The organism is Nonomuraea sp. GTA35, from assembly GCF_041950525.1.
Lineage (GTDB): Bacteria > Actinomycetota > Actinomycetes > Streptosporangiales > Streptosporangiaceae > Nonomuraea.
On the sequence record NZ_JBGNUV010000010.1, the window covers coordinates 251,344 to 272,633 of the forward strand.

Consider the following 21,290-nt stretch of genomic DNA (forward strand, 5'->3'; position numbering starts at 1 on the left):
GGAGCCGCGGTGAACGCCCGCCGCAGAGAGCCCCTACCCGTAGGTGTCACGGGGGCCTCGCCTTCCGGTCACCCGCAATCCTCCTGATGGACGCGGAGCGTTCTGCGGGCCTCTGACCTTGACCTTTGTCACGGTGCCGTCGCCGAGCTCCTCGTTGAGCCTGCGTACGAGGGTGCGGGCGAGCAGCCGGACCTGCGTCGCCCACGCCGTCGAATCGGCCGCGATCAGCACCTCGCCGTCGTCGAACGACTCGGGCTTGGTGTGGGCGGCCAGATCAGGGCCCACGATCTCGACCCAGCGGCCGAACACCGCGCCCACCTTCGCCGGGCGTTCCCAGCCGCGATCGGCCAGCAGATCGGCGATCGCGCGTCCGAAAAGCTGGGGATCGCCGCTGTCCCTGCGCGCCCCGCCACCGCCCTTCCGCCTGGGCTCGCGGCGGGGGAGCTGGCCGCGCTTGGCGGCGTCGGCCTTGGCCTGGGCGAGCTTCTCCCGCGCCATGGCCACGCCCCTGGCCGTCGCGTTCTCGCCCCCGGCCGCCGACGGCCCCTTGGCGACCGCCCCCGGCCTGCCACCGACCGGCCCTGGCCTGCCGCCGACCACTTCCGGCCTGCCACCGACTGCTTCCGGCCTGCCACCGACTGCTTCCGGCCTGCCGCCGCCCGAGGGCCCGGGCCCGCCTTGCCCGGCCGCCCGCGCTTGTGCACCGGTCGTCCCCGCCTGTGGACGACCGTCGGCCGCCGCTCCGGTCGGCGGGCGGCCACCGGCCTGCGGTCGTCCACCGGAAGCTCCACCCTGTGGATAACCGGCGCCCCGCGGCGGGAAACCGCGCGCGTCATCAGCGGACACGGGTCACACTCCCCTCGGCGACGTCGAACCTGCCTCCCGCCAGCTCCTGCGGCACGTCATCCGGAACGGCGGCCGTGATCAGCACCTGCTCGGCCGGGGCCACCATCTCCGCGAGCCGCCGCCGGCGCTGGCTGTCGAGCTCGGCGAACACGTCGTCGAGGATCAGCACGGGATCGCCCCCGTCGGCCCGCAGCAGGTCGTAGGCCGCCAGCCGCAGCGCCAGCGCGAACGACCAGGACTCGCCGTGGCTGGCGTAACCCCGGGCAGGCAGATCGCCCAGCCCGAGAACCAGGTCGTCGCGGTGCGGACCGACGAGCGTGACCCCCCGTTCGAGCTCCGACGGACGGACCTCCAATAGCCGCTCCCGCAGACGCTCTTCAAGGGTTTTCCCCAAGTCTGTGGATAACGTCTGTGTATCGAAAGATCCCCGCTCACCGGGGACTTCGCCCTCCGGACCCCCCTCACCGGGGTCCCCACCTGTGGACAACGTGCTGCGGTAGGCCAGCGTCGCCGGAGCGCTCGACGGGGCGAGCGCGGCGTACGATCCGGCCACCAGCGGGCGCAGCGCCTCGATGAGCTCCAGCCGCCCCCGCAACAGCTCCGCGCCGTGCCGGGCGAGATGGGCGTCCCACACCTCCAGCGTGCTCAGCACGTCGCCCGCGCCGGCCGCGGCGAACCCGCTGTCCTTCTCCTGCCGGCGGGGGCTCCTGCTGCCTCTACGGGCCTGCGCGGCCGTGCGCAGCAGGGCGCCCCGCTGCTTCAGCACCCGGTCGTAGTCGGCGCGCACCCCGGCGAACCTGGGGGCCCTGGCCACCAGCAGGTCGTCGAGGAAGCGGCGGCGCTCGGACGGATCGCCCTTGGACAGCGCGAGGTCCTCGGGGGCGAACAGCACCGTGCGCAGCAGGCCGACGACGTCGCGGGCCCTGGAGACGGGCGAGCGGTTGAGCCGGGCGCGGTTGGCCCGCCCCGGGTTGATCTCCAGCTCGATCAGCGCCCGCCGATCCTCCCTGTGGATGGCGCAGCGCACGATCGCCCGGGTGGCTCCCTGCCGCACCAGCGGCGCGTCGCTGGCCACCCGGTGGCTGGAGTGCGTCGCGACGTAGCCGAGGGCCTCGACCAGGTTGGTCTTGCCCTGGCCGTTGGGCCCCACGAACGCCGTGACGCCCGGCTCCAGGCCGAGCTCCACGGACGCGTAGGACCGGAAGTCGGTCAGCGAGAGGTGGGCGACATGCACCCCACGAGGTTAGTGCGCCTCACGGGTCACCGGGGTCACCGGCATACGTTCTTGTGGAAAACCCTGGTGTTGTGGACAACCCCGGTGGTGAGGCTCAGCGATCGACCTCGCGCGGCGGCGTCACGTCCGCGCCGGGGGAGTCGGCGCCCTTGCCGGTGCTGCCCTCCGCCGAGGTGATCGCGTGGCCGCCGAACTGGTTGCGCAGCGCCGCCACGACCTTCATGGCGGGGGAGTCGTCCTGCCGCGAGGCGAACCTCGCGTACAGCGCGGCGGTGATGACCGGCAGCGGCACCGCGTGGTCCACGGCCGCCTGCACCGTCCACCGGCCCTCGCCGGAGTCCTGTGCGTAACCGCGGAGCTGCTCGAGGTGCTCGTCGTCGTCCAGCGCCCGCACCAGCAGGTCGAGCAGCCAGGAGCGGATCACGGTGCCGGTGCGCCAGCTGCTGAAGGAGCCCTTGACGTCCTTGACGACGTCGGAGGCCTCGAGGAGCTCCCAGCCCTCGGCGAAGGCCTGCATCATGCCGTACTCGATGCCGTTGTGGACCATCTTCGCGAAGTGCCCAGCGCCGACGTCGCCCGCGTGCACGAAGCCGTCCTCGCCCTCGGGCTTGAGCGTCTCGAAGATCGGCTTGAGCCGCGCGACGTGGTCCTTGTCGCCGCCGCACATGAGCGCGTAGCCGTTCTGCAGGCCCCACACGCCGCCGCTGACGCCGCAGTCGATGAAGCCGATGCCCTTCTCGGCCAGCTCGGCGGCGTGCTTCTGGTCGTCCACGTAGTGGGAGTTGCCGCCGTCGATGACGATGTCGCCCTCGCTGAGCAGCTCGCCCAGGTCGTCGACGGTGGTCTGCGTGGGTTTGCCGGCGGGAACCATGACCCAGACGGCGCGCGGCGCCTGCAGGCGCTCGGCCAGCTCCTTGAGGCTGGCGACGTCGCTGATCGCCGGGTCGCGGTCGTAACCGACGACCTCATGACCGCCGCGGCGCAGCCGTTCGGCCATGTTGCCGCCCATCTTGCCCAGTCCGACCATGCCGATCTGCATGATGTAACCCCCTTGTCAGACTTCCATCATCTCCGATGACAGGTTCAGCCTGACAGTCGGATGGGCATGATCAGGTAGCGGTAGTCCGTTACGGCACCGTCCTCCACAGGCTTGCCACCGGTGAGGATAGCGGGCTTCGTGGATGTGGTCATCTGCAGCCTCGCCACGTCGGAGTCGATGGCGCCCAGGCCCTCCAGCAGGAACTGGTGGTTGAAGGCGATGTTCATCTCCTCGCCCTCGTAGTCGACCGGCAGCGCCTCGACGGCCTGCGCCTCGTCGCCGCTGCCCGCCTCCAGCACGACCTCGCCGCTCTTGAACGCCAGCCGTACCGGGGTGTTGCGCTCGGCGACCAGGGCCACGCGCTTGACCGCCTCGACGAACGGGCCTGTGGACAGGTCGGCGCGGGCGGAGAACTCGGTGGGCAGCAGCGAGCGGTACTTGGGGAACTCGGGGTCGAGCAGGCGCGTCGTCGTGCGCCGCCCCGCGCTGGAGAAGCCGATCATGCCCTCGCCGGTGCCGCCGGCGGAGCTGAGCGCGATCTCCACCTCGGCGCCCGTGGTGCCGAGCGCCTTGGCCGTGTCGGCGAGCGTCTTGCCGGGGATCATCGCGATGGCGGCGAAGTCGGGCTGGCCCGGCTGCCACTTCAGCTCCCGTACGGCCAGCCGGTAGCGGTCGGTGGCGGCCAGGGTGACCGTGTCGCCCTCGATCTCCATCCGTACGCCCGTCAGCATCGGCAGCGTGTCGTCGCGACCCGCGGCGACGGCGACCTGGCCGACGGCGGAGGCGAACACGTCGCTGCCGACCCGGCCCGCGGCCGGCGGCATGGCCGGGAGGCTCGGGTAGTCCTCCACAGGCATGGTCAGCAGTGTGAATCGCGCGCTGCCGCACGTGACGACCGCCTTGGCGCCGTCCACCACGAAGTCCACAGGCTGTGCGGGAAGCGCGCGCGTGATCTCGGCGAGCAGCTTGCCCGAGACCAGGACCACCCCGGGCTCACCCGTGTGCAGCTCGAGCGTCACCTCCGCGGAGACCTCGTAGTCGAAGCCGGAGAGCTTGAGCTGCTGCGCCTCCGTGACCTCCAGGCGCATGCCGGCGAGAACGGGCACCGACGGGCGCGCCGGGAGGCTGCGTGCCGTCCATGCCACCGCCTCAGCGAGGACGTCTCGCTCGATTCGGAACATCACGGTGATCAGCCTCCTGGGTTCGTCGTTGATTGAAGGATCTCAAGGATCCACCCTCCCGGACTCGCGCTCCGGGAGAACCCCTCTATGGGTCTTTGAGTTTCTTAGTTAGAGAGATAGGAAGTCATCACACTAGGGGCTGTGGAAACTGTGGACAACTGGCGTCCTGCCTGCTCAGTGCCCCTTTTTTCGTCCACTGCGGCTGTGGGTGACGCCTGGGGAGAACTTCGGCGCCTGGGGATGGAGATTCTTCGCCCACAGGCCGTCCCCAGATCATGGTGCCGTCATCCACGGCGAGACGGGGGTTATCCACGAGGTTTCCACAGGTTATCCACGGGGTAAAAGGGGCCCTTCTGGAGCCCCAGATCCGTTGTTCACAGTCCGTCCACACACTGTCCACTGGTAGTCCCCAGGTTTCCCACAGGATGTCCCCACCGTTGTCCCCAGCCCATGTGGACGGATTTTTCCCAGCATCGCCGGGCGAACTGCGGGTGAATTTTTCTGTTTCCGCTGGTCCACAGCGTTTTCCACAGGCTGTGTACGAACTCAAGATCCACGCTGTGTCTGCTTGATCCGCATTGTCAGCTCGTTGACCTGGTTGTACATCGACCTTCGCTCGGCGATGAGCGACCGGATCTTCCGCTCCGCGTGCATGACGGTGGTGTGGTCGCGACCGCCGAACTGCTGGCCGATCTTCGGCAGTGACAGCTCGGTCAGCTCGCGCGCCAGGTACATGGCGATCTGCCGGGCGTTGACGAGCGCCCGGCTGCGCGAGGTGCCGCACAGGTCGTCGATGCTGATGCCGAAGTACTGGGCGGTCTCGCTCATGATGGCCGCGATGGTGATCTCGGTGTCGGACTCCGAGGTGATCAGGTCCTTCAGCACCACCTCGGCGAGCTGCAGGTCCACACCCTGCCGGTTGAGGCTGGCGAACGCGGTGACCCTGATCAGCGCGCCCTCGAGCTCGCGGATGTTGGTGGAGATGCGGCTGGCGATGTACTCGAGCACCTCGGGCGGCGCGGCCAGGCCCTCCTGGATGGCCTTCTTCCTGAGGATGGCGATCCGGGTCTCCAGCTCGGGCGGCTGGACGTCGGTGATCAGGCCCCACTCGAACCGGTTGCGCAGCCGGTCCTCCAGCGTGATGAGCTGCTTGGGCGCCCGGTCGCTGGAGATGACGATCTGCTTGTTGGCGTTGTGCAGGGTGTTGAAGGTGTGGAAGAACTCCTCCTGCGTCTGCTCCTTGCCCTCCAGGAACTGGATGTCGTCCACGAGCAGGATGTCGATCGCGCGGTAGCGGCCGCGGAAGCCGTCGGCCTTGTGGTCGCGGATGCTGTTGATGAAGTCGTTGGTGAACTCCTCGGAGCTCACGTATCTGACCCGCGCCCCGTCGTACAGGCTCTGGGCGTAATGCCCGATCGCGTGCAGCAGATGCGTCTTCCCCAGCCCGGAGTCACCGTAGATGAACAGCGGGTTGTACGCCTTCGCGGGGGATTCGGCCACCGCGACGGCCGCCGCGTGGGCGAAACGGTTGCTGGCCCCGATGACGAATGTCTCGAATGTGTACTTCTGATTGAGTCTGGCCGGTTCGCTGGGCTTGTTGCTCTTCGCCTCCCACCGGTTCGGGGCCGGCTCCGGCGACTTCTCCACAGGCGGTGTGTACGGCTGGGCCTGTTCAAAAGAGAAGCTCTGCTGTGGATATTCGGTGGATATCTGGGGCTGCTCCGGCTGTGGAGAATAGAACTGCGGAGGCTCGGAAGCCTGGTTGTGCTGCGGTTGCACGGGCTGTGCATAACGCAGCTGACTCTCCACACCCTGGGGATAACTCTGAGTCACAGGCTGTTGATGAGTGTCGACGGGGGGCTGCTCGGGGGCCGCTGTGTCGATCATCACAGCCACTCGCATGGTCCGCCCGAGCTCCTGGGAGAGCGCGTGGGTCACCAGCGGGCGCAGCTTGTTGCTCTCGATGAGGTCCTTGAGGAAGTCGTTGGGGACACCGAGCACGATCGTGTCGTTGGCCAGGGCGATCGGCCGCACCATCGACAGCCAGGTGCGCTGCTGGATCGGCACGTTCTCGTTGAGGAAGTTGCCCAGGGCCCTTTCCCATACCGTGCCGAGGTCGACACCGTTCATGGTGCGGCTCCCCCTCCTCCCTCTCGCGGCCCCCCGCGATCGTTTATCCACATGGCTCGGCCGCCCACGTCGATCGGCGACCCCTTCGTCCACACGCGGGGGCAGGGCTTCCCGCTCCCGTCCTCCACAGGCGATCCACACGCTGTCCACAGGGCTTGAGCGGGCCCGGGAGGGCCGACAGTATCTTTGTGCACAGCTGTGTTCAAGCGTTGTCCACAGCCTAGTGGCACCGGAGTGCACAACTTGTGGACGTGGGGCCGACGGTGGAAAAGTGGCCTGTGGATTAGTGGACAACCGGTCTGGTTTGACCTGGACGGTGCTTGACCCGTAACGTACGACGGTCGGCTTGTCACGCGGCGGCTATTTCGCGTGCCCTCGTAAACTGGCAGGCCATCCATGTGTGTTTACGCGCCCCTGTGGCGCACCATCAAGCCTGGAGCCCACCCGTGAGCAAGCGTACTTTCCAGCCGAACAACCGTCGCCGCGCGAAGACCCACGGCTTCCGGCTGCGGATGCGCACCCGGGCCGGTCGCGCCATCCTCGCCTCTCGCCGCCGCAAGGGCCGCGAGAAGCTGTCGGCCTGATCGTCCTGCGTGACTACAGCCCGCCGGCGGATCTCGCCGGCGGGCGTTAGACGTATACGGTGCTGTCCCGTCAATCCCGCATGCGACGCGGGGAGGAGTTCGAGGCGGCGGTCAGGCGCGGTAAGCGCGCGGGTCGCCCGACCCTTGTGGTGCATTTCACCCTTTCTGGGGAAGAGCCACCTCTCGTGGGTTTCGTGGTGAGCAAGGCCGTCGGGGGCGCCGTGACCCGAAACAAGGTCAAACGACGGCTCCGACACCTGATGCGGGACCGTCTCCATCGGCTGCCGCGAGGTAGCCTGCTTGTGGTACGCGCCAACCCACCGGCCGCGTCCGCGCGATTCGAGCACCTGGCCGCCGAACTCGATCTCGCGCTGGATCGTTTGCTCAGGCGGCGCGAGTCCTCGACGGGTGGACAGAAATGACGGAGCAACCGCAAGGGGTAGTGCCGGGCCTCGCCGCCCGAGCGCTGATCATCCCCATTCGGTTCTATCGGGCGTTCATCAGCCCGCTGCTCGGTCCACGCTGCCGGTTCTATCCGTCGTGCAGTGCCTATGGACTCGAAGCGATTGCCGTGCACGGGGCATTGCGCGGCGTATGGCTGACTGTCCGGCGCATCGGGCGGTGCCACCCATTCCATCCCGGAGGTATAGACCCGGTGCCCCCACGCCCGGTCCGGTCCCACGAAACGCAAGGGAGATAGCTCGGTGGAGCTGTCCTGGCTGAGCTGGCTGTACCAAGCCGTAGCCCAAGTCATCATCTGGATCCATACTGCATACAGCACGGTCCTCAACCCGGACAGCGGGCTGACCTGGGCGTTGACGATCATCACGCTGACCGTGTTCATGCGGATCCTGATCTTCCCGCTCTTCCTGAAGCAGATGCGCTCGTCGCGGAAGATGCAGGAGCTCGCCCCCAAGGTTCAAGAGCTGCGCAAGCGTTACAAGAACGACAAGCAGCGCATGAACCAGGAGGTCATGGCGCTCTACCAGGGCGCGGGCGCCAACCCGCTCGGCGGCTGCCTGCCCGTCCTCGCACAGTTCCCCATCTTCATCTCCATGTTCACGGTGCTGCAGAACATGGCGAACGGGCACGCGAAGTACGGCATGACGCAGGAGCTCGTCGACAGCGCGCGGAAGGCGCACATCTTCGGCGCGCCGCTGCCCGCCAACTTCTTCATGTCGGCCGAGGACCTCGCCGGCTTCGGTGCGGGCAACGTACAGACCAAGGTGGTCCTCGGCATCTTCGTCGCGGTCAGCTCGCTGACGACGTTCCTCACCGTCCGGCAGAGCGTCACCCGCTCCATGGCGCAGATGCCCGACAACCCCATGGCGCAGCAGCAGAAGATCCTGATGTACATCTCGCCGCTGTTCGCCTTCTTCAGCCTGAACTTCCCGCTCGGTCTGATCATGTACTGGGTCACCACCAACGTGTGGACCCTCGGTCAGCAGCACTGGTTCTACAGCCGGCACCCGATGCCGGAGTACGACGCCAAGGGCAACGTGATCCCGGCCAAGACCAAGCCCGGGATGTTCGCCAAACTGCGCAAGACCACTCCGGAAGAACAGGCCCCTCCGCCCCCTCCGGAGCCTAAGATCATTAGGCAGCAGCCGAGCAGGCAGTCACGCAGCAAGCGCACCGGCAGCAAGAAGTCTTGAACACGAAGGAGAGGCCGGCCATGACCGAGGCCGAGCAGGAGAAGGCTCCTGATCTCAGCGCGCTGGAGCAGGAAGGTGAGATCGCTGCCGACTACGTCGAGGGCCTTCTCGACATCGCCGACATCGACGGCGACATCGACATGGACGTCGAGGGCGACCGGGCCCTGGTCTCCGTCGTCGGGCTGAAGGGCACGGAGCTGGTGGGGCCGGCGGGCGAGGTCCTCGAAGCGCTGCAGGAGCTGACCCGGCTGGCCGTGCACCGGCAGACCGGTGAGCGCTCGCGGCTGATGCTCGACGTGGCCGGCTACCGCGAGCGGCGCCGCGCGGAGCTGACCAAGCTCGGCACCGAGATCGCGAACCAGGTCAGGGAGCGCGGGGAGTCGAAGGCGCTGCACCCGATGACCCCGTTCGAGCGCAAGATCGTCCATGACGCGGTGGCCGCCGCCGGGCTCCGTAGCGAGTCCGAGGGTGAGGAGCCGCAGCGGTACGTGGTGGTCCTGCCCGCCTGAGGCGCGTTCCGTCCCATCCGGCCGTCTGCCCCGCTGTCACGCGTGGCAGGCGGCCGTTTTCGTGGGAGATGGTGGTGTTAACGCTCCCAGGCGGGGGGCGTGCCGACGGCGCGCTCACAGGCCTCCTTGACCCCGGCCCGCTAGTCTGCCTTTGTGATCTCACCCCGTAGCCTTGGGGGAGAGCAAGACCGAGTACGGCGCCGGAACCAGCCGCCATCCGGCCGAATCAGGCCAGAGCCCGCACCGGCGCGACACGACACACCCGAACCCCATACCGACACAGCGAGCAAGGGCCGCCACGTCCCAGAAAGGGCCACCGAACCAGTGAGCGACGATGAGCTTCCTGAGCCGCCGGAGATAGCGCGGGACGTCTTCACCGGGGAAGCTTGGGAGCGTGCCAACGCCTTCGCCGGGCTGCTGGCGGGCCCCGGCGTCGTCCGCGGGCTGCTGGGTCCGCGGGAGGTGCCGCGGATCTGGGATCGTCACCTGCTCAACTGCGCGGTGGTGGCCGAGGCCGTGCCGCAGGACGTACGGCTGGTGGACATCGGCTCGGGCGCAGGACTGCCCGGACTGGTCCTGGCCATCGTGCGGCAGGACATCACGGTTACGCTGTTGGAGCCGCTGTTGCGCCGTACCGTGTTCCTGGAGGAATGCGTTGAGGTGCTCAAGCTGGACAACGTCGAGGTGCTGCGCGGCCGGGCGGAGGAACTGGCCGGCAAGCGCGAGTTCGACGTCGCCAGCGCCCGCGCGGTGGCGCCGCTCGACCGCCTCCTGAAATGGGCGATGCCGCTGCTCCGCGAGGGCGGCGAGCTGATCGCCATGAAGGGGGAGCGGGCCGCCGACGAGCTCGCCGGGGCGGAGGCCCAATTGCGGGCCAGTGGAGCCCGAACGGCCGAGCTTGTGACCGTCGGGCACGGTAAGGTCGAGCCGCCTGCAACATTGGTTCGGGTGGTAGCGGGTCGCGCGCCGGAGCGAGCAAGGCCGCGACGGAGGAGGTGACGGTTGTGCCAGTCGCGATAAGCGGTCTGGGCTGGCCGGAGAGCCGTCGGTCCGAGAGTCCCAACGGGGTTGGCTGGCCTGAAATGGGCGTGTCGCGACAGCAAACTCCCGGCACCGGCACACCACTGGTTGAAAGGATGGCCAACGTGACCCAGACCCCCCTGAACCCCGGTGATTCGCCCCTGGTACGAGAGGCCCTCAGCTCAGTGGTTTCACGTGAAACATCTGCAACCCAGACGGCCGCTCAGCCAGGCGAGACCTCGAACGACGGCAACGGCGCCTGGCCACGCCCGTCCAGGACCAGAGTGATCGCCGTTGCGAACCAGAAGGGCGGCGTAGGCAAGACGACCACATCGGTCAACATCGCCGCCGCTCTGTCCATGCACGGGCAGCGCGTCCTCGTGGTGGACCTCGACCCGCAGGGCAACGCCTCCACAGCCCTGGCGACGGAACATCGTGGCGACGTTCCTGACGTGTACCAGGTGCTGGTGGACGACCTGCCGATGGCGGAGATCGTCAAGCAGGTGCCCGACATGCCGAACCTCTACTGCGCTCCGGCCACCATCGACCTGGCGGGCGCGGAGATCGAGCTGGTCTCCCTGGTCGCCCGCGAAGCCCGCCTTCGGCGCGCCCTGGCGGCGTACGAAGGGGTGGACTTCGACTACATCGTGATCGACTGCCCGCCGTCACTCGGGCTCCTGACGGTGAACGCCTTGGTGGCCGCGGACGAGGTCATGATCCCGATCCAGTGCGAGTACTACGCGCTGGAGGGGCTTGGCCAGCTCCTCAGGAACGTCGACCTGATCAAGGCACACCTGAACCCGACGCTGCGGCTCTCGACGATCGTGCTGACGATGTACGACGGGCGGACGCGGCTGGCGTCGCAGGTGGCGGATGAGGTGCGGGCGCACTTCGGGGAGACGGTGCTGAACACGGTGATCCCGCGTAGCGTGCGGTTGTCGGAGGCGCCCAGTTATGGGCAGTCGGTGATGACGTACGATCCGGGGTCGAGTGGGGCGATGGCCTACATGGACGCCGCCCGCGAGATCGCCCACCGCGCCGCCGTCGCCTGACCGCTGCCTGACCGCGCCGTCGCCTGACCCGCGCCGCGTACGTCCGTGCCCGTGTACGTCCGTGCCCGTGTACGTCCGTGCCCGTGTACGTCCGCGCCGGAATGGTCATGCCGGCATGTCTGCGCCAGGCCCGGCCGCGCTGATCACGTCCCTGCTCCGCATGGGCTCACCCGGCACGCACTGACCACGCTCGCACGGTCGCACCGTCCATGGACGTGCGCCGTGCATGGCATGTCCAGCGCGCTACACCTCCGCACACACGCGACCGTGCATCGGGTGGGCTTGTGCATGCAAGGTCAGGCGCGGGGAGGCGTGGCGGGAGAGGGCATGATGCGGAGGCGGGATGGCGCATCGGGACGCGGGGACGGTGCGTCGTGGGGAAGGCGTATCGCGCGACGTCGGCTGTGCGCGTCGTGCACCGTGTCTTTCGCGCCGTGCCCTTCCCGCGCGCTGTGGCTCCGCAACGCGGGCACCGCGTCCTTCTCGGACCACGGTCTCACACATCGTGGCTCGGGCCGTGAGCGTCGCGGACTGCGGGCGCTGCGCATGCGTCATCCGCCGGCATCGCGCGCTTGTCGCGTGCGGGACAGGTGCATCTTGGGGCGCAGTCACGAGTTGGGCAGGTTTGTGACCGTGTCGGTGTAAATCCAACGGGGTGGTGTGTGGCGAGGGGGCACCCGGTGGGGCAGGCGACGGTAACCTCTCCTGGAGTGACCGGAATCGACCGGGTGGATGAGGAGACGTAGTGAGTCAGCAGCGGCGGGGATTGGGCAAGGGGCTCGGGGCGCTCATCCCGACCGGTCCCATCGTTGACGGTACGGGGGCGGCGCCGACCCCGTCGAACGGGTCAACGGGGGAGACGGGGCCCAAGCCGATCGCCGGGGCGTACTTCAAGGAAGTCGCCTTGTCCGCGATCGTCCCCAACCCGCGGCAGCCACGCGAGATCTTCGACGAGGAGCGCCTCGACGAGCTGGCGGCGTCCATCCGGGAGGTCGGGCTTCTGCAGCCGATCGTGGTCCGGTCGATCGGAGGCGGTCAGTACGAGCTCATCATGGGGGAGCGGCGCTGGCGGGCGTGCCAGCAGGTGGGCCTCGATCCGGTGCCGGCGATCGTCCGCAACACGCAGGACACCGACCTCCTGCGCGACGCCCTCATCGAGAACCTCCAGCGCGAGCAGCTGAACGCGTTGGAAGAGGCGGCGGCGTACCAGCAACTCCTCGACGACTTCCAGGCGACGCATGATCAGCTCGCGAAGAAGGTCGGCCGCTCTCGCTCCCACATCACCAACACCCTGCGCCTGCTGAACCTCCCTCCTGAAGTCCAGCTCAAGGTCGCGGCCGGATCCATCACCGCCGGTCACGCCCGAGCCCTTCTCGGCCTAGAGAGCGCCGAAGAGCAGATGCAGCTTGCCAAGCGCATCGTGGCGGAGCTGCTCTCGGTCCGGGCGGTGGAGGAGATCGTGGCCATGGGAAGCGCGAAGGCGGCCAAGAAGCCAGCGCGGGAGCGTCAGGTGGCCAAGCCGACCGCGCCTGGGCTCACCCACCTCGCCGACCGTCTGTCCGATCACTTCGAGACCAAGGTGAAGGTGGATCTGGGACGCAGGAAGGGGCGCATCGTGGTGGAGTTCGCCACGATCGATGACCTTGAGCGCATCATCGGCACCATGGCGCCAGAGGCGGTGCGTGCGATGCGAGAGACTGAGGAGTGACTCGGTCGGTCGTCTCGGGGTTTCACGTGAAACATGTCTCTGAGGTCTGCTGTGAATCCCTGCTCTTGTTTCACGTGAAACGCGCGAAGTGAAGGTCTCATGGGACGCTGGTGCGCTCATCGCTGGCACCGGCTATCCCTCTGAGGCTTGGTGATGATGCGACTGGTGGCCCGGCGCTCTGGGTGTGAGCGGGTGCGGGAGCCGATTGGGCGCGTCGACTTTCCAGCGTGAGGGTCGGCGTTTCACGTGAAACGCGGAGGCACGGTGACCCGTGCCGGGCGCTGCACGGCGATGAGTAAGGGTGGGCCGGGTAGCCGCTCGCGGTTGGCGGCGAGCGGTGCCGGACGGGCCGCTGGGCATGTTTCACGTGAAACTTGGATGCCGGTGCGGTGAAGGTGCCCGCTACATGGCGGCGGCCTTACGGATGTCGTCGAGGAAGTCGTCCACGTGTTCCGGCGTGGTGTCAAAGGCGGTCATCCAGCGGACGGTTCTCGCGGCTTCGTCCCAGTAGTGGAACAGGTAGCGCCGGCGGAGGATCTCGGCGACGGGGAGCGGGAGGGTGGCGAAGACGGCGTTGGACTGGACCGGGTGCGTCAGCGAGACCCCCGGGATGTCCGCCAGACCGTCCGCCAGGCGCGCGGCCATCGCGTTGGCGTGTCCGGCGTTGCGGCGCCACAGGTCGTCCGTCAGGAGGGCCGTGAGTTGTGCCGAGATGAAGCGCATCTTCGAGGCGAGCTGAAGAGACTGGCGGCGGAGGAACGGCACGGCGTGCGCCAGCGACGAATCGAGAACGACGACGGCCTCGGCGGCCAGCGCGCCGTTCTTCGTGCCGCCGAAGCTGAACACGTCGACCCCGGCGTCCGTCGTGATGGCCTTCAGGTCACAGCCGAGGTACGCGGCTGCGTTGGCGAGCCTGGCGCCGTCCACGTGAAGGCGTAGCCCCGACTCGTGTGCCGTCTCGGCGAGGGCGGCGATCTCGGCAGGGGAGTAGGTGGTGCCGAGCTCGGTGGTCTGGGAGATGGAGACGACGGAGGGCTGGGATTCGTGGGGGTTGCCGAGGCCGCCCAGGCGTGACTTGATGTCGGCGGGGCGCAGCTTGCCGTCCTGGGTCGGGACCGTCATGAGCTTCACGCCGAGCAGGCGCTCCGACGCTCCCGCTTCGTGGGTGGCGATGTGGGCGCTGTCGGCACAGATGATGGCGCTGTAGCGGCCCAGCATGAGGGCGAGGCCGACCATGTTGGCGCCCGCTCCGTTGAGCATCGCGAAGCCGTCGGCACCATCGCCGAATACCTCTTTGATCTTTTCCTCGAACGCCGAGGTCCAGTTGTCGTCGCCGTACGCGGGCGCGTCACCGTCGTTCGCGGCGGCCATCGCTTCGAGGATGGCCGGGTGCACACCGGCGTGGTTGTCGCTGGCGAAGCTCTTGGGGTACATCGAATCGATCAGCACACCGTAAGGCTACTGACACGGCGCAGGCGGTCCGTCGCGATGACCGTGGCCGCCGCTGGTGCCGTCGTCGCGTCGGCGGTGACGGTGGTGGCGGTGGTGGCGCGTTGATCGGGGCCGCTGCTGTGGTGTGCGCCCCGAGGGGCAGGTTGCTGCGGTCGGGTGCGCCCAAGGGGAAGGCTGCGGGACGGAAGGCTGCGGGGCGGAGGGCGCCCCAGGGGGAAGGCTGCAGGGCGGGGGCGGGGGCGGGGGCGGCGGCGGCCGGCTGCGGGGCGGCGAAGGCTGCACGTGCAGGACTCGAGCCGCAAGAAGCCGTGTCCGAGTGACTGTGCCCGAGTAGCCCGTGCCCGGGTAACGGTGTCCGGGCGAGTCGTGTCCGGGGAGCGGTGTGTCTGAGGGAGTGGTGCGTGCGACGAGGTGCGTGTGCGAGTCGGCCCGCAGCCGCACGTTCGTGCCGACGCAGCACACCTTCCTTCAGCCCGGCGCGCCGGGCCGGCCGTGCGGGACGTCGCATGGCCGGTGCAGGAAGCCTCGCGGAACGGGCGCTCAGGAGGCGGCGGAGCGGGAGGCGGCGTTCTGGAGGAGGGTGCGGCAGAGCTCGCCGAGATCCTGCCCCGCAGCCTCCGCCGCCATCGGCAGCAGCGAGGTCTCCGTCATCCCCGGCGCCACGTTGACCTCCAGGAAGTGCGGCACCCCGTCGGCATCCACGATCAAGTCGGTCCGGGAGATGTCGCGCAGCCCCAACGCGGTATGAGCGGTCACCGCGGTCTCGGCGCAGGCGGCGGCCGCGGCGGCCGAGAGGCGGGCGGGGGCGAAGAACTCGGTGTGGCCGGCGGTGTAGCGGGCCGCGTAGTCGTACACGCCTTCGTCGGGGACGATCTCCACCGCGGGCAGGGCGACGGGCCCGGCGCCGAGGTCGACGACGGAGACCGCCACCTCGACGCCCTCCACGTACCGCTCGATCAGTGCCGTGTCACCGTAGGCGAAGCAGCCGACCATCGCGGCGGGCAGCTCTTCGGCGGTGGGGACGAACGAGGCGCCGAGGGCGGAGCCGCCGCGGGCGGGCTTGACGAACAGGGGCAGGCCGAGGCGCTCCACGATGCGGCCGAGCACGACCGTGGCGCCGAGGTCGTGGAAGGTCTCCTTGGGCAGCGTGACCGAGGCGGGGGTCCGCAGGCCGACGGAGCGGACGACGGCCTTGGCGGTGGGCTTGTCGAAGGCCACGCGGCAGGCGTCGGGGTCGGCGCCGACGTACGGGACGTTGAGAAGCTCCAGGACGGACCGGATGGCGCCGTCCTCGCCGGCGCCGCCGTGGAGGGTCACGAAGACCGCGTCCGGCGGGTCGGCCAGGACGGAGGGCACGAGGGAGGCGTCGGTGTCGCGGGTCTCCACGTCGACGCCCGTCGCGCGCAACACCTCGCTGACTACGCGACCCGAGCGCAAAGACACCTCCCGCTCGTAGGAGAGGCCTCCGGCCAGCACGAGCACGTGGCCCAGATCGCTCATCTCATCCCTCCGCTGAAGCCGCTGATGGTGCTGACGCCGCTGATGGCAGGCTGTCCAACCGTACCGGCGGCTGGGGCTAATGGTGTACGGGAGGTGCTTTCTCCGGCGATCCCCTCCCATCTCGGCCGTAAACAGCGACAGGCCGGCGTCGCATCGAGCGCGACGCCGGCCTGCCGGTGGGATCAGGCCAGGTCGGGCCCCGGTGTGTCGACGCCCTGGTGGTCGCGGGCGGAGGCGGTGCCGAACGTGTCCCTGAGCTGGATCTCCTGCTCGATCACTCCGGCCAGCCTGCGCACCCCTTCGCGGATGCGGTCGGGCTCGGGATAGCAGTACGACAATCGCATGTGCCGCGCCCCGCTGCCGTCGGAGAAGAACCCGGTGCCCGGCACGAACGCGACCCGCTCGGCCACGGCCCGCGGCAGGATCGCCTTGGAGTCGAGCCCTTCGGGCAGGGTGGCCCAGACGAAGAAGCCGCCCCCAGGTCGCGTCCACGTGACCTCGGGCGGCATCAGCGATTCGAGCGCGTCCAGCAACGCGTCACGGCGCTCGCGGTAGAGCTCCCTGAAGGATTTGATCTGCTCGCGCCACGGCTGCGTCGCGAGGTACTGGCCCACCGCGAGCTGCGTGAAGGACGAGTGCGACAGCACGGCCGACTCCATGGCCAGCACGAGCTTGTCACGGATGGCGTGCGGCGCCAGCGCCCAGCCGACGCGGAAGCCGGGGGCGAGCGTCTTGGAGAACGACCCCAGGTAGACCACGCCGTCGGGGTTGTCGGCCCGCAGGGCGCGCATGGGCTCCCCATCGAAGCCGAGCAGCCCGTACGGGTTGTCCTCGATGATGAGGATCCCGGCCCGCTGGCAGATGTCGAGCACCTGCTGGCGGCGGGCGATGTTCAGCGTGACGCCGCCCGGGTTGTGGAAGGTCGGGATCGTGTAGAGGAACTTGATCGGCGCGCCCGCGGTCTCCAGGGCGTAGATGGTCTGCGCCAGCGACTCGGGCACGATGCCCTGATCGTCCATGGCGATGTGGACCACTTTGGCCTGATAGGCGGCGAACGTCCCCAGCGCCCCCACGTACGAGGGGCCTTCGGCCAGCACGACGTCGCCCGGGTCGATGAAGATCCGGGTGATCAGGTCGAGGGCCTGCTGCGAACCGACGGTGACGACCACGTCGTTCGCCCCGGCGTGAATCCCCTCCAGCCGCATGACCTCGCAGATCTGCTCGCGCAGATGCGGGTCGCCCTGGCCGGAGCCGTACTGCAGCGCGACGGGGCCGCGCCGCGTGACGAGGTCGGAGACGAGCTCGCCGACCATGTCGAGGGGAAGGGCCGTGACGTACGGCATGCCGCCCGCGAGCGAGACCACCTCGGGCCTCGACGCGACGGCGAAGAGAGCTCGGATCTCGGAGGCGACCATCCCGGTAGCTCGCGCGGCGTACCGATCGACGTAGGCGTCGATACGCGACCCTTGGGTCGCGGGTGTCTGACCGTGATCCAGCTCTTCCGTCACGGCCCACCTCCTAGGTCTCATATGGGACTGAAATACCAGATTACGCCAGACGGACATGTCGCCCGTCGCCGGGCTCGACCGTCGTGGTGTCCGGTGGCGGCATCTTCACTGGGCTACGATGCCACCTGTAGACGCGGTTTTCGCGCGCTTTTCCGGGTCAACGATAGGGGCCGTAGTTGTCGCGCCGGCTGGTCAACATAACCCTGGACAATCTTGAAGATCTCCCGCGCCGCTGCCGAAGGTGTGTGTTCTGGGAGCTCGACCCCATGAGCGGGGAACGGGCGGTGGATTCGGGCGATCCGGCACTGGAGAAGGAGGCCTGGATCTCCGGCACCCTGCTGGAGTGGGGGAGTTGCGGGAAGATCGCCTATGTCGACGGCGTGCCCGCGGGGTTCGTGCTCTACAGCCCGCCGCTCTACACCCCGCGTTCGGTCGCCTTCCCCACCTCGCCGGTGAGCGCCGACGCGGTGTTGTTGATGACGGCGCACATCATTCCGGAGTTCTCGGGTGGTGGGCTGGGCCGGATGCTGATTCAGGGAGTGGCCAAGGACCTGACGCGGCGCGGGGTGAAAGCCATTGAAGCTTTCGGGGACCTCAAGTGGGAAGAGCCTAGTTGCGTCGTTCCAGCGGAATACTTGCTTTCTGTGGGGTTTAAGACTGTTCGTCCGCATTTGAGATTTCCGCGGTTGCGGTTGGAACTCAAGAGCGCCGTCTCGTGGCGTGAGGACGTCGAGGTGGCCCTCGAACGCCTCCTCGGCTCCATGAGCCCGGAACGGGCACTACGTCCCGTCTGACGCCTTCTCAGCGCCGCCTGCCCGGACAGGAGAACGCCCCCGCGGTCACCAGGACCGCGGGGGCGTTGTCATGGGCGTCCTAGATGATGCCCTCGAGCTCGCGCAGCAGCATGGCCTTCGGCTTGGCGCCGATGATCTGCTTCACGACCTCTCCACCCTTGTAGACGTTCATCGTCGGAATCTGGAGCACACCGTACTGGCGCGGCACCTCAGGGTTCTCGTCGATGTTCAGCTTGACGATCTCCAGCTTGTCGCCGTGCTCGTTGGCGATCTCCTGGAGGATGGGCGCGACCTGGCGGCACGGGCCGCACCACTCCGCCCAGAAGTCGACCAGCACGGGCTTGTCGCTCTTGAGGACCTCGGACTCGAAAGTGGCGTCGGTGACAGCCTTCACGGTGCGCTCCTTACTTCTCGTTGTTGGCGAGCCAGCGCTCGGAGTCGAGCGAGGCCGCACAGCCGGTGCCCGCCGCGGTGATGGCCTGGCGGTAGGTGTGGTCGACGACGTCGCCGGCGGCGAACACGCCCTCGATGTTGGTCGCCGTGGAGGGCGAGGCCACCTTGATGTAGCCGTCCTCGTCGAGGTCGATCTGGCCCTTGACCAGGTCGGTGCGGGGGTCGTGGCCGATCGCCAGGAACAGCGCGTCGGTCGCCAGCTCGCACTCCTCGCCGGTCTTGACGTTGCGCAGCTTCACCGCCTCGACCTTGGTGTCGCCGAGCACGTCGACGACCTCGGAGTCCCACACGAAGCGGATCTTGTCGTTGGACATCGCCCGCTCCTGCATGATCTTGCTGGCGCGCAGCTCGTCGCGGCGGTGCACCACGGTCACCATGCGCCCGAACCGGGTCAGGAACGTGGCCTCCTCCATCGCGGTGTCGCCACCGCCGACGACCACGATGTCCTTGTTGCGGAAGAAGAACCCGTCACAGGTCGCACACCACGACACGCCGTGGCCGGACAGCCGCTTCTCGTTCTCCAGGCCGAGCTCGCGGTAGCCGGAGCCCATCGCCAGGATGACCGACTTGGCGTAGTAGGTGTCGGTGTGGGTCTTGACCACCTTCGGGTTGGCGTTCAGGTCCACCTCGACGACGTCGTCCGCCACCAGCTCGGCGCCGAACCGCTCGGCCTGCTTGCGGAGGTTGTCCATGAGGTCGGGGCCCATGATGCCGTCGGGGAACCCCGGGAAGTTCTCCACGTCGGTGGTGTTCATGAGCGCGCCGCCCGCGGTCACGGAGCCTTCGAAGACGAGCGGCTTGAGTTCGGCGCGCGCGGAGTAGACGGCCGCCGTGTAACCGGCAGGGCCGGAACCAATGATGATCACGTTACGGACGTCGCTCAACGCTCCCACGCCTTCCTCGTCTGCTGTGTGCACCGGCGTCAACAGATCCTAGGGCGCCCTGATTCCCAGCCCTACCCGGCAACGCTGGGAGAAACGAAAGAGCCCGCCGAAGCGGGCTCCCACGTGGGATTGTTTGCGTACGACCGTTACCAGCGGCCCAGAGCGGGCTTACGCAGGTTCTTGCAGTTGAACGGGTCGACGACGTCGACGCGGACCTTCTTCGCGGCCTGCTGCTTCCAGGAGGCCATGATGAGCGCCTCCTGGCCGTTGTACTGGCCCTGGTCCACTGCGAACACCTTGAGGTGGGCGCGCTTGGACACCGCGCTGACGCACTTGGCCACCTTGCCGGCGTCATCGGAGTCGCCAGGGATGGCAGGAGCGGGAGCCATGAAGCTCTCCAGCGACATGCGCAGCTCTGGATCGCTGTAGTTGTGGTCGCTGTTGGTCACGTAGACGCCCTTGACGTCCTTCGCCCGCTGTGAGGTCCGGCTAGGCGACGGCTGAGCCGACTGCGCCGGTGGCAGGGCGATCGGTGGCGGCGCGACGCTCGCGCCATTGTCACCGCCGCTCGCCAGCAGGCCGGTGGAGGCCACGGCCGTACCGACCACGACGGCCGCCGCCGCGGCCGCGACCGCGGGCATCGCCCAGCGCCGCCGCCGCATGGTGCGGGTCCTCGCCGGGACGATCGTGCCGTCGTCGGAGACCACGCCGAGGCGTACCGGCTCCTCGACCTCAGGGACGTCGCCGGCGGAGGCCACGGCGCCCAGGCGTACGGGCTCCGGAACCTCGGCCTGCCGCTCCCACGGGGCGTCCCGCATGAGCTCGTCCCAGTCCGGTGTTTCCGCGAGGCCGACACCGCCACCCCGCCGAGACTCAGCCTCGGCGGCCAGAGCCTTGTCGATGCGCAGTGCGACACCCATCGGCATTGCCGGTGTGGGGGTCGCGGCCAGCACCTCGCGAACCGCCGCCAGGTCCGCCAGAAGCTCCCCACAGGGGTCGCAGACCGCGAGATGCTCGCGGACCTGGCGTGCCGTGCCGACGTCCAGGAGACCCTCGGCCAGCTCGGCGAGGATTTCCAGATCGTAGTGCGTATCACCCGTCACGAAGTTCTGCTCCCTTCGCGGATGAGACGCGATTGAGGTCCGAACGGTTCCGCAGATGCGAAAGAATCGGGGCAAGTTTCGCGCGCCCCCGCGCGCACCGGCTCTTCACGGTCCCGCTCGGCACCTGGAGCACCTGAGCTGCGTCTTCGACCGAATAGCCCATCATGTCCACCAGCACCAGCGCCGCCCGCTGGTCGGCGGGCAGCAGTTTCAGAGCAGCCGAAACCTCCATCGAGACCTCGCGCTCGACGGTCTGGTCGGGCAGCGGCGTCTCGCGCTCGGCTGCCTCGATCAGCTCGTCGTCGGCGACCGGTCTGACGGACTTGCGGCGCATCCGGTCGAGGCAGGCGTTGACCACGATCCGATGCAGCCAGGTCGTGACGGCCGCCTCGCCGCGAAACGTGGCAGCCTTGCGATATGCGGAGACGAAGGCGTCCTGCACGGCGTCGGCGGCCTCGTCGGGGTCACCGAGCGTGCGCAGTGCGACCGCCCACATGCGGTCGCGGTGCCGCTTGACGATTTCGCTGAAGGCGTGTGGATCCCCGTTGATGTGCGCGGTCAGCAGCTCGGCGTCTGTGACCGCCGGCCGCTCCGCTGCTGAAGGTGTCTCGGGTGGGGAGTTCACAAGAGAGATTCCT

21 protein-coding genes are annotated in these 21,290 nt (G+C 68.5%); 9 read left to right on the forward strand and 12 right to left on the reverse strand.

The window, feature by feature from the left end; translation table 11 throughout:
- Positions 1-33 precede the first annotated feature (33 nt).
- From ACBJ32_RS37925 to dnaA, 5 genes are all read right to left on the reverse strand, one after another.
- On the reverse strand, positions 34-600 hold the full coding sequence (locus tag ACBJ32_RS37925) for a DUF721 domain-containing protein (RefSeq protein ID WP_375130846.1): 567 nt from the start codon (positions 598-600) through the stop codon (positions 34-36).
- A 235-nt stretch (positions 601-835) separates the two neighbouring features.
- Positions 836-2,080 carry a DNA replication/repair protein RecF gene (gene recF / locus ACBJ32_RS37930; protein WP_375130847.1) on the reverse strand — a complete coding sequence of 415 codons (1,245 nt, stop codon included), beginning with the start codon at positions 2,078-2,080 and terminating at the stop codon, positions 836-838.
- 94 nt (positions 2,081-2,174) lie between these two features.
- Positions 2,175-3,119, reverse strand: coding sequence for a phosphogluconate dehydrogenase (NAD(+)-dependent, decarboxylating) (gene gnd, locus ACBJ32_RS37935; RefSeq protein WP_357880548.1), 945 nt, complete (start codon positions 3,117-3,119; stop codon positions 2,175-2,177).
- A gap of 44 nt (positions 3,120-3,163) precedes the next feature.
- Positions 3,164-4,303 carry a DNA polymerase III subunit beta gene (gene dnaN, locus ACBJ32_RS37940; RefSeq protein WP_357880550.1) on the reverse strand — a complete coding sequence of 380 codons (1,140 nt, stop codon included), beginning with the start codon at positions 4,301-4,303 and terminating at the stop codon, positions 3,164-3,166.
- A gap of 543 nt (positions 4,304-4,846) precedes the next feature.
- On the reverse strand, positions 4,847-6,430 hold the full coding sequence (gene dnaA, locus ACBJ32_RS37945; RefSeq protein ID WP_375130848.1) for a chromosomal replication initiator protein DnaA: 1,584 nt from the start codon (positions 6,428-6,430) through the stop codon (positions 4,847-4,849).
- A gap of 446 nt (positions 6,431-6,876) precedes the next feature.
- Between dnaA and rpmH the strand changes: the two genes are divergently transcribed.
- From rpmH to ACBJ32_RS37985, 8 genes are all read left to right on the forward strand, one after another.
- Positions 6,877-7,014 carry a 50S ribosomal protein L34 gene (gene rpmH / locus ACBJ32_RS37950; protein ID WP_020547366.1) on the forward strand — a complete coding sequence of 46 codons (138 nt, stop codon included), beginning with the start codon at positions 6,877-6,879 and terminating at the stop codon, positions 7,012-7,014.
- Between the two features lie 80 nt (positions 7,015-7,094).
- Entirely contained in the window at positions 7,095-7,436 is a 342-nt protein-coding gene (gene rnpA / locus ACBJ32_RS37955) for a ribonuclease P protein component (protein ID WP_221525457.1), read from the forward strand.
- Complete coding sequence (gene yidD / locus ACBJ32_RS37960) at positions 7,433-7,714, forward strand: membrane protein insertion efficiency factor YidD (protein ID WP_225270518.1); 282 nt, start codon at positions 7,433-7,435, stop codon at positions 7,712-7,714. Before rnpA ends, yidD begins: the two co-directional genes overlap by 4 nt.
- Positions 7,715-7,718: 4 nt before the next feature.
- Positions 7,719-8,669: a membrane protein insertase YidC gene (yidC, locus tag ACBJ32_RS37965; protein WP_375130849.1), complete on the forward strand. Its 951-nt coding sequence runs from the start codon at positions 7,719-7,721 to the stop codon at positions 8,667-8,669.
- Between the two features lie 20 nt (positions 8,670-8,689).
- The gene (locus tag ACBJ32_RS37970; RefSeq protein WP_357880559.1) at positions 8,690-9,178 is read left to right on the forward strand and encodes a R3H domain-containing nucleic acid-binding protein; all 489 of its coding nucleotides are present in this window, start codon (positions 8,690-8,692) and stop codon (positions 9,176-9,178) included.
- 324 nt (positions 9,179-9,502) lie between these two features.
- Positions 9,503-10,177 (forward strand): 16S rRNA (guanine(527)-N(7))-methyltransferase RsmG, encoded by a 675-nt coding sequence (gene rsmG, locus ACBJ32_RS37975; protein ID WP_357880561.1) that lies wholly within the window; start codon positions 9,503-9,505, stop codon positions 10,175-10,177.
- A 137-nt stretch (positions 10,178-10,314) separates the two neighbouring features.
- Complete coding sequence (locus tag ACBJ32_RS37980; RefSeq protein ID WP_375130850.1) at positions 10,315-11,250, forward strand: ParA family protein; 936 nt, start codon at positions 10,315-10,317, stop codon at positions 11,248-11,250.
- Positions 11,251-11,995: 745 nt separating this feature from the next.
- Complete coding sequence (locus ACBJ32_RS37985; protein WP_375130851.1) at positions 11,996-12,958, forward strand: ParB/RepB/Spo0J family partition protein; 963 nt, start codon at positions 11,996-11,998, stop codon at positions 12,956-12,958.
- Between the two features lie 402 nt (positions 12,959-13,360).
- Here the strand turns inward: ACBJ32_RS37985 and ACBJ32_RS37990 are convergent, their stop codons facing one another.
- From ACBJ32_RS37990 to ACBJ32_RS38000, 3 genes are all read right to left on the reverse strand, one after another.
- On the reverse strand, positions 13,361-14,407 hold the full coding sequence (locus ACBJ32_RS37990; protein WP_375130852.1) for a threonine aldolase family protein: 1,047 nt from the start codon (positions 14,405-14,407) through the stop codon (positions 13,361-13,363).
- A gap of 543 nt (positions 14,408-14,950) precedes the next feature.
- The gene (locus ACBJ32_RS37995; RefSeq protein ID WP_357880573.1) at positions 14,951-15,910 is read right to left on the reverse strand and encodes a D-alanine--D-alanine ligase; all 960 of its coding nucleotides are present in this window, start codon (positions 15,908-15,910) and stop codon (positions 14,951-14,953) included.
- A gap of 182 nt (positions 15,911-16,092) precedes the next feature.
- Positions 16,093-17,418 carry a PLP-dependent aminotransferase family protein gene (locus tag ACBJ32_RS38000; RefSeq protein ID WP_375130853.1) on the reverse strand — a complete coding sequence of 442 codons (1,326 nt, stop codon included), beginning with the start codon at positions 17,416-17,418 and terminating at the stop codon, positions 16,093-16,095.
- Between the two features lie 176 nt (positions 17,419-17,594).
- Between ACBJ32_RS38000 and ACBJ32_RS38005 the strand changes: the two genes are divergently transcribed.
- The gene (locus tag ACBJ32_RS38005; protein ID WP_375130854.1) at positions 17,595-18,212 is read left to right on the forward strand and encodes a GNAT family N-acetyltransferase; all 618 of its coding nucleotides are present in this window, start codon (positions 17,595-17,597) and stop codon (positions 18,210-18,212) included.
- A gap of 79 nt (positions 18,213-18,291) precedes the next feature.
- On the opposite strand, the gene trxA is transcribed toward ACBJ32_RS38005, so the two are convergent.
- The 4 genes from trxA to sigM all read right to left on the reverse strand — a co-directional run bounded on the left by trxA (position 18,292) and on the right by sigM (position 21,277).
- Positions 18,292-18,606, reverse strand: a complete 315-nt coding sequence (gene trxA, locus ACBJ32_RS38010; RefSeq protein ID WP_225270509.1) for a thioredoxin — start codon at positions 18,604-18,606, stop codon at positions 18,292-18,294.
- A 10-nt stretch (positions 18,607-18,616) separates the two neighbouring features.
- Entirely contained in the window at positions 18,617-19,549 is a 933-nt protein-coding gene (gene trxB / locus ACBJ32_RS38015) for a thioredoxin-disulfide reductase (protein ID WP_375130855.1), read from the reverse strand.
- A gap of 146 nt (positions 19,550-19,695) precedes the next feature.
- The gene (locus ACBJ32_RS38020; protein ID WP_375130856.1) at positions 19,696-20,652 is read right to left on the reverse strand and encodes an anti-sigma factor family protein; all 957 of its coding nucleotides are present in this window, start codon (positions 20,650-20,652) and stop codon (positions 19,696-19,698) included.
- The gene (sigM, locus tag ACBJ32_RS38025) at positions 20,642-21,277 is read right to left on the reverse strand and encodes an RNA polymerase sigma factor SigM (RefSeq protein ID WP_127937855.1); all 636 of its coding nucleotides are present in this window, start codon (positions 21,275-21,277) and stop codon (positions 20,642-20,644) included. Before sigM ends, ACBJ32_RS38020 begins: the two co-directional genes overlap by 11 nt.
- Between the last annotated feature and the right edge of the window lie 13 nt (positions 21,278-21,290).

Coding starts and splice junctions, on each gene's coding strand:
- gnd (WP_357880548.1), bottom strand. CDS start 3,119: ATGCAGATCGGCATGGTCGGACTGGGCAAGATGGGCGGCAACATGGCC.
- dnaA (WP_375130848.1), bottom strand. CDS start 6,430: ATGAACGGTGTCGACCTCGGCACGGTATGGGAAAGGGCCCTGGGCAAC.
- rnpA (WP_221525457.1), top strand. CDS start 7,095: ATGCGACGCGGGGAGGAGTTCGAGGCGGCGGTCAGGCGCGGTAAGCGC.
- yidD (WP_225270518.1), top strand. CDS start 7,433: ATGACGGAGCAACCGCAAGGGGTAGTGCCGGGCCTCGCCGCCCGAGCG.
- ACBJ32_RS37970 (WP_357880559.1), top strand. CDS start 8,690: ATGACCGAGGCCGAGCAGGAGAAGGCTCCTGATCTCAGCGCGCTGGAG.
- ACBJ32_RS37980 (WP_375130850.1), top strand. CDS start 10,315: ATGGCCAACGTGACCCAGACCCCCCTGAACCCCGGTGATTCGCCCCTG.
- ACBJ32_RS37995 (WP_357880573.1), bottom strand. CDS start 15,910: ATGAGCGATCTGGGCCACGTGCTCGTGCTGGCCGGAGGCCTCTCCTAC.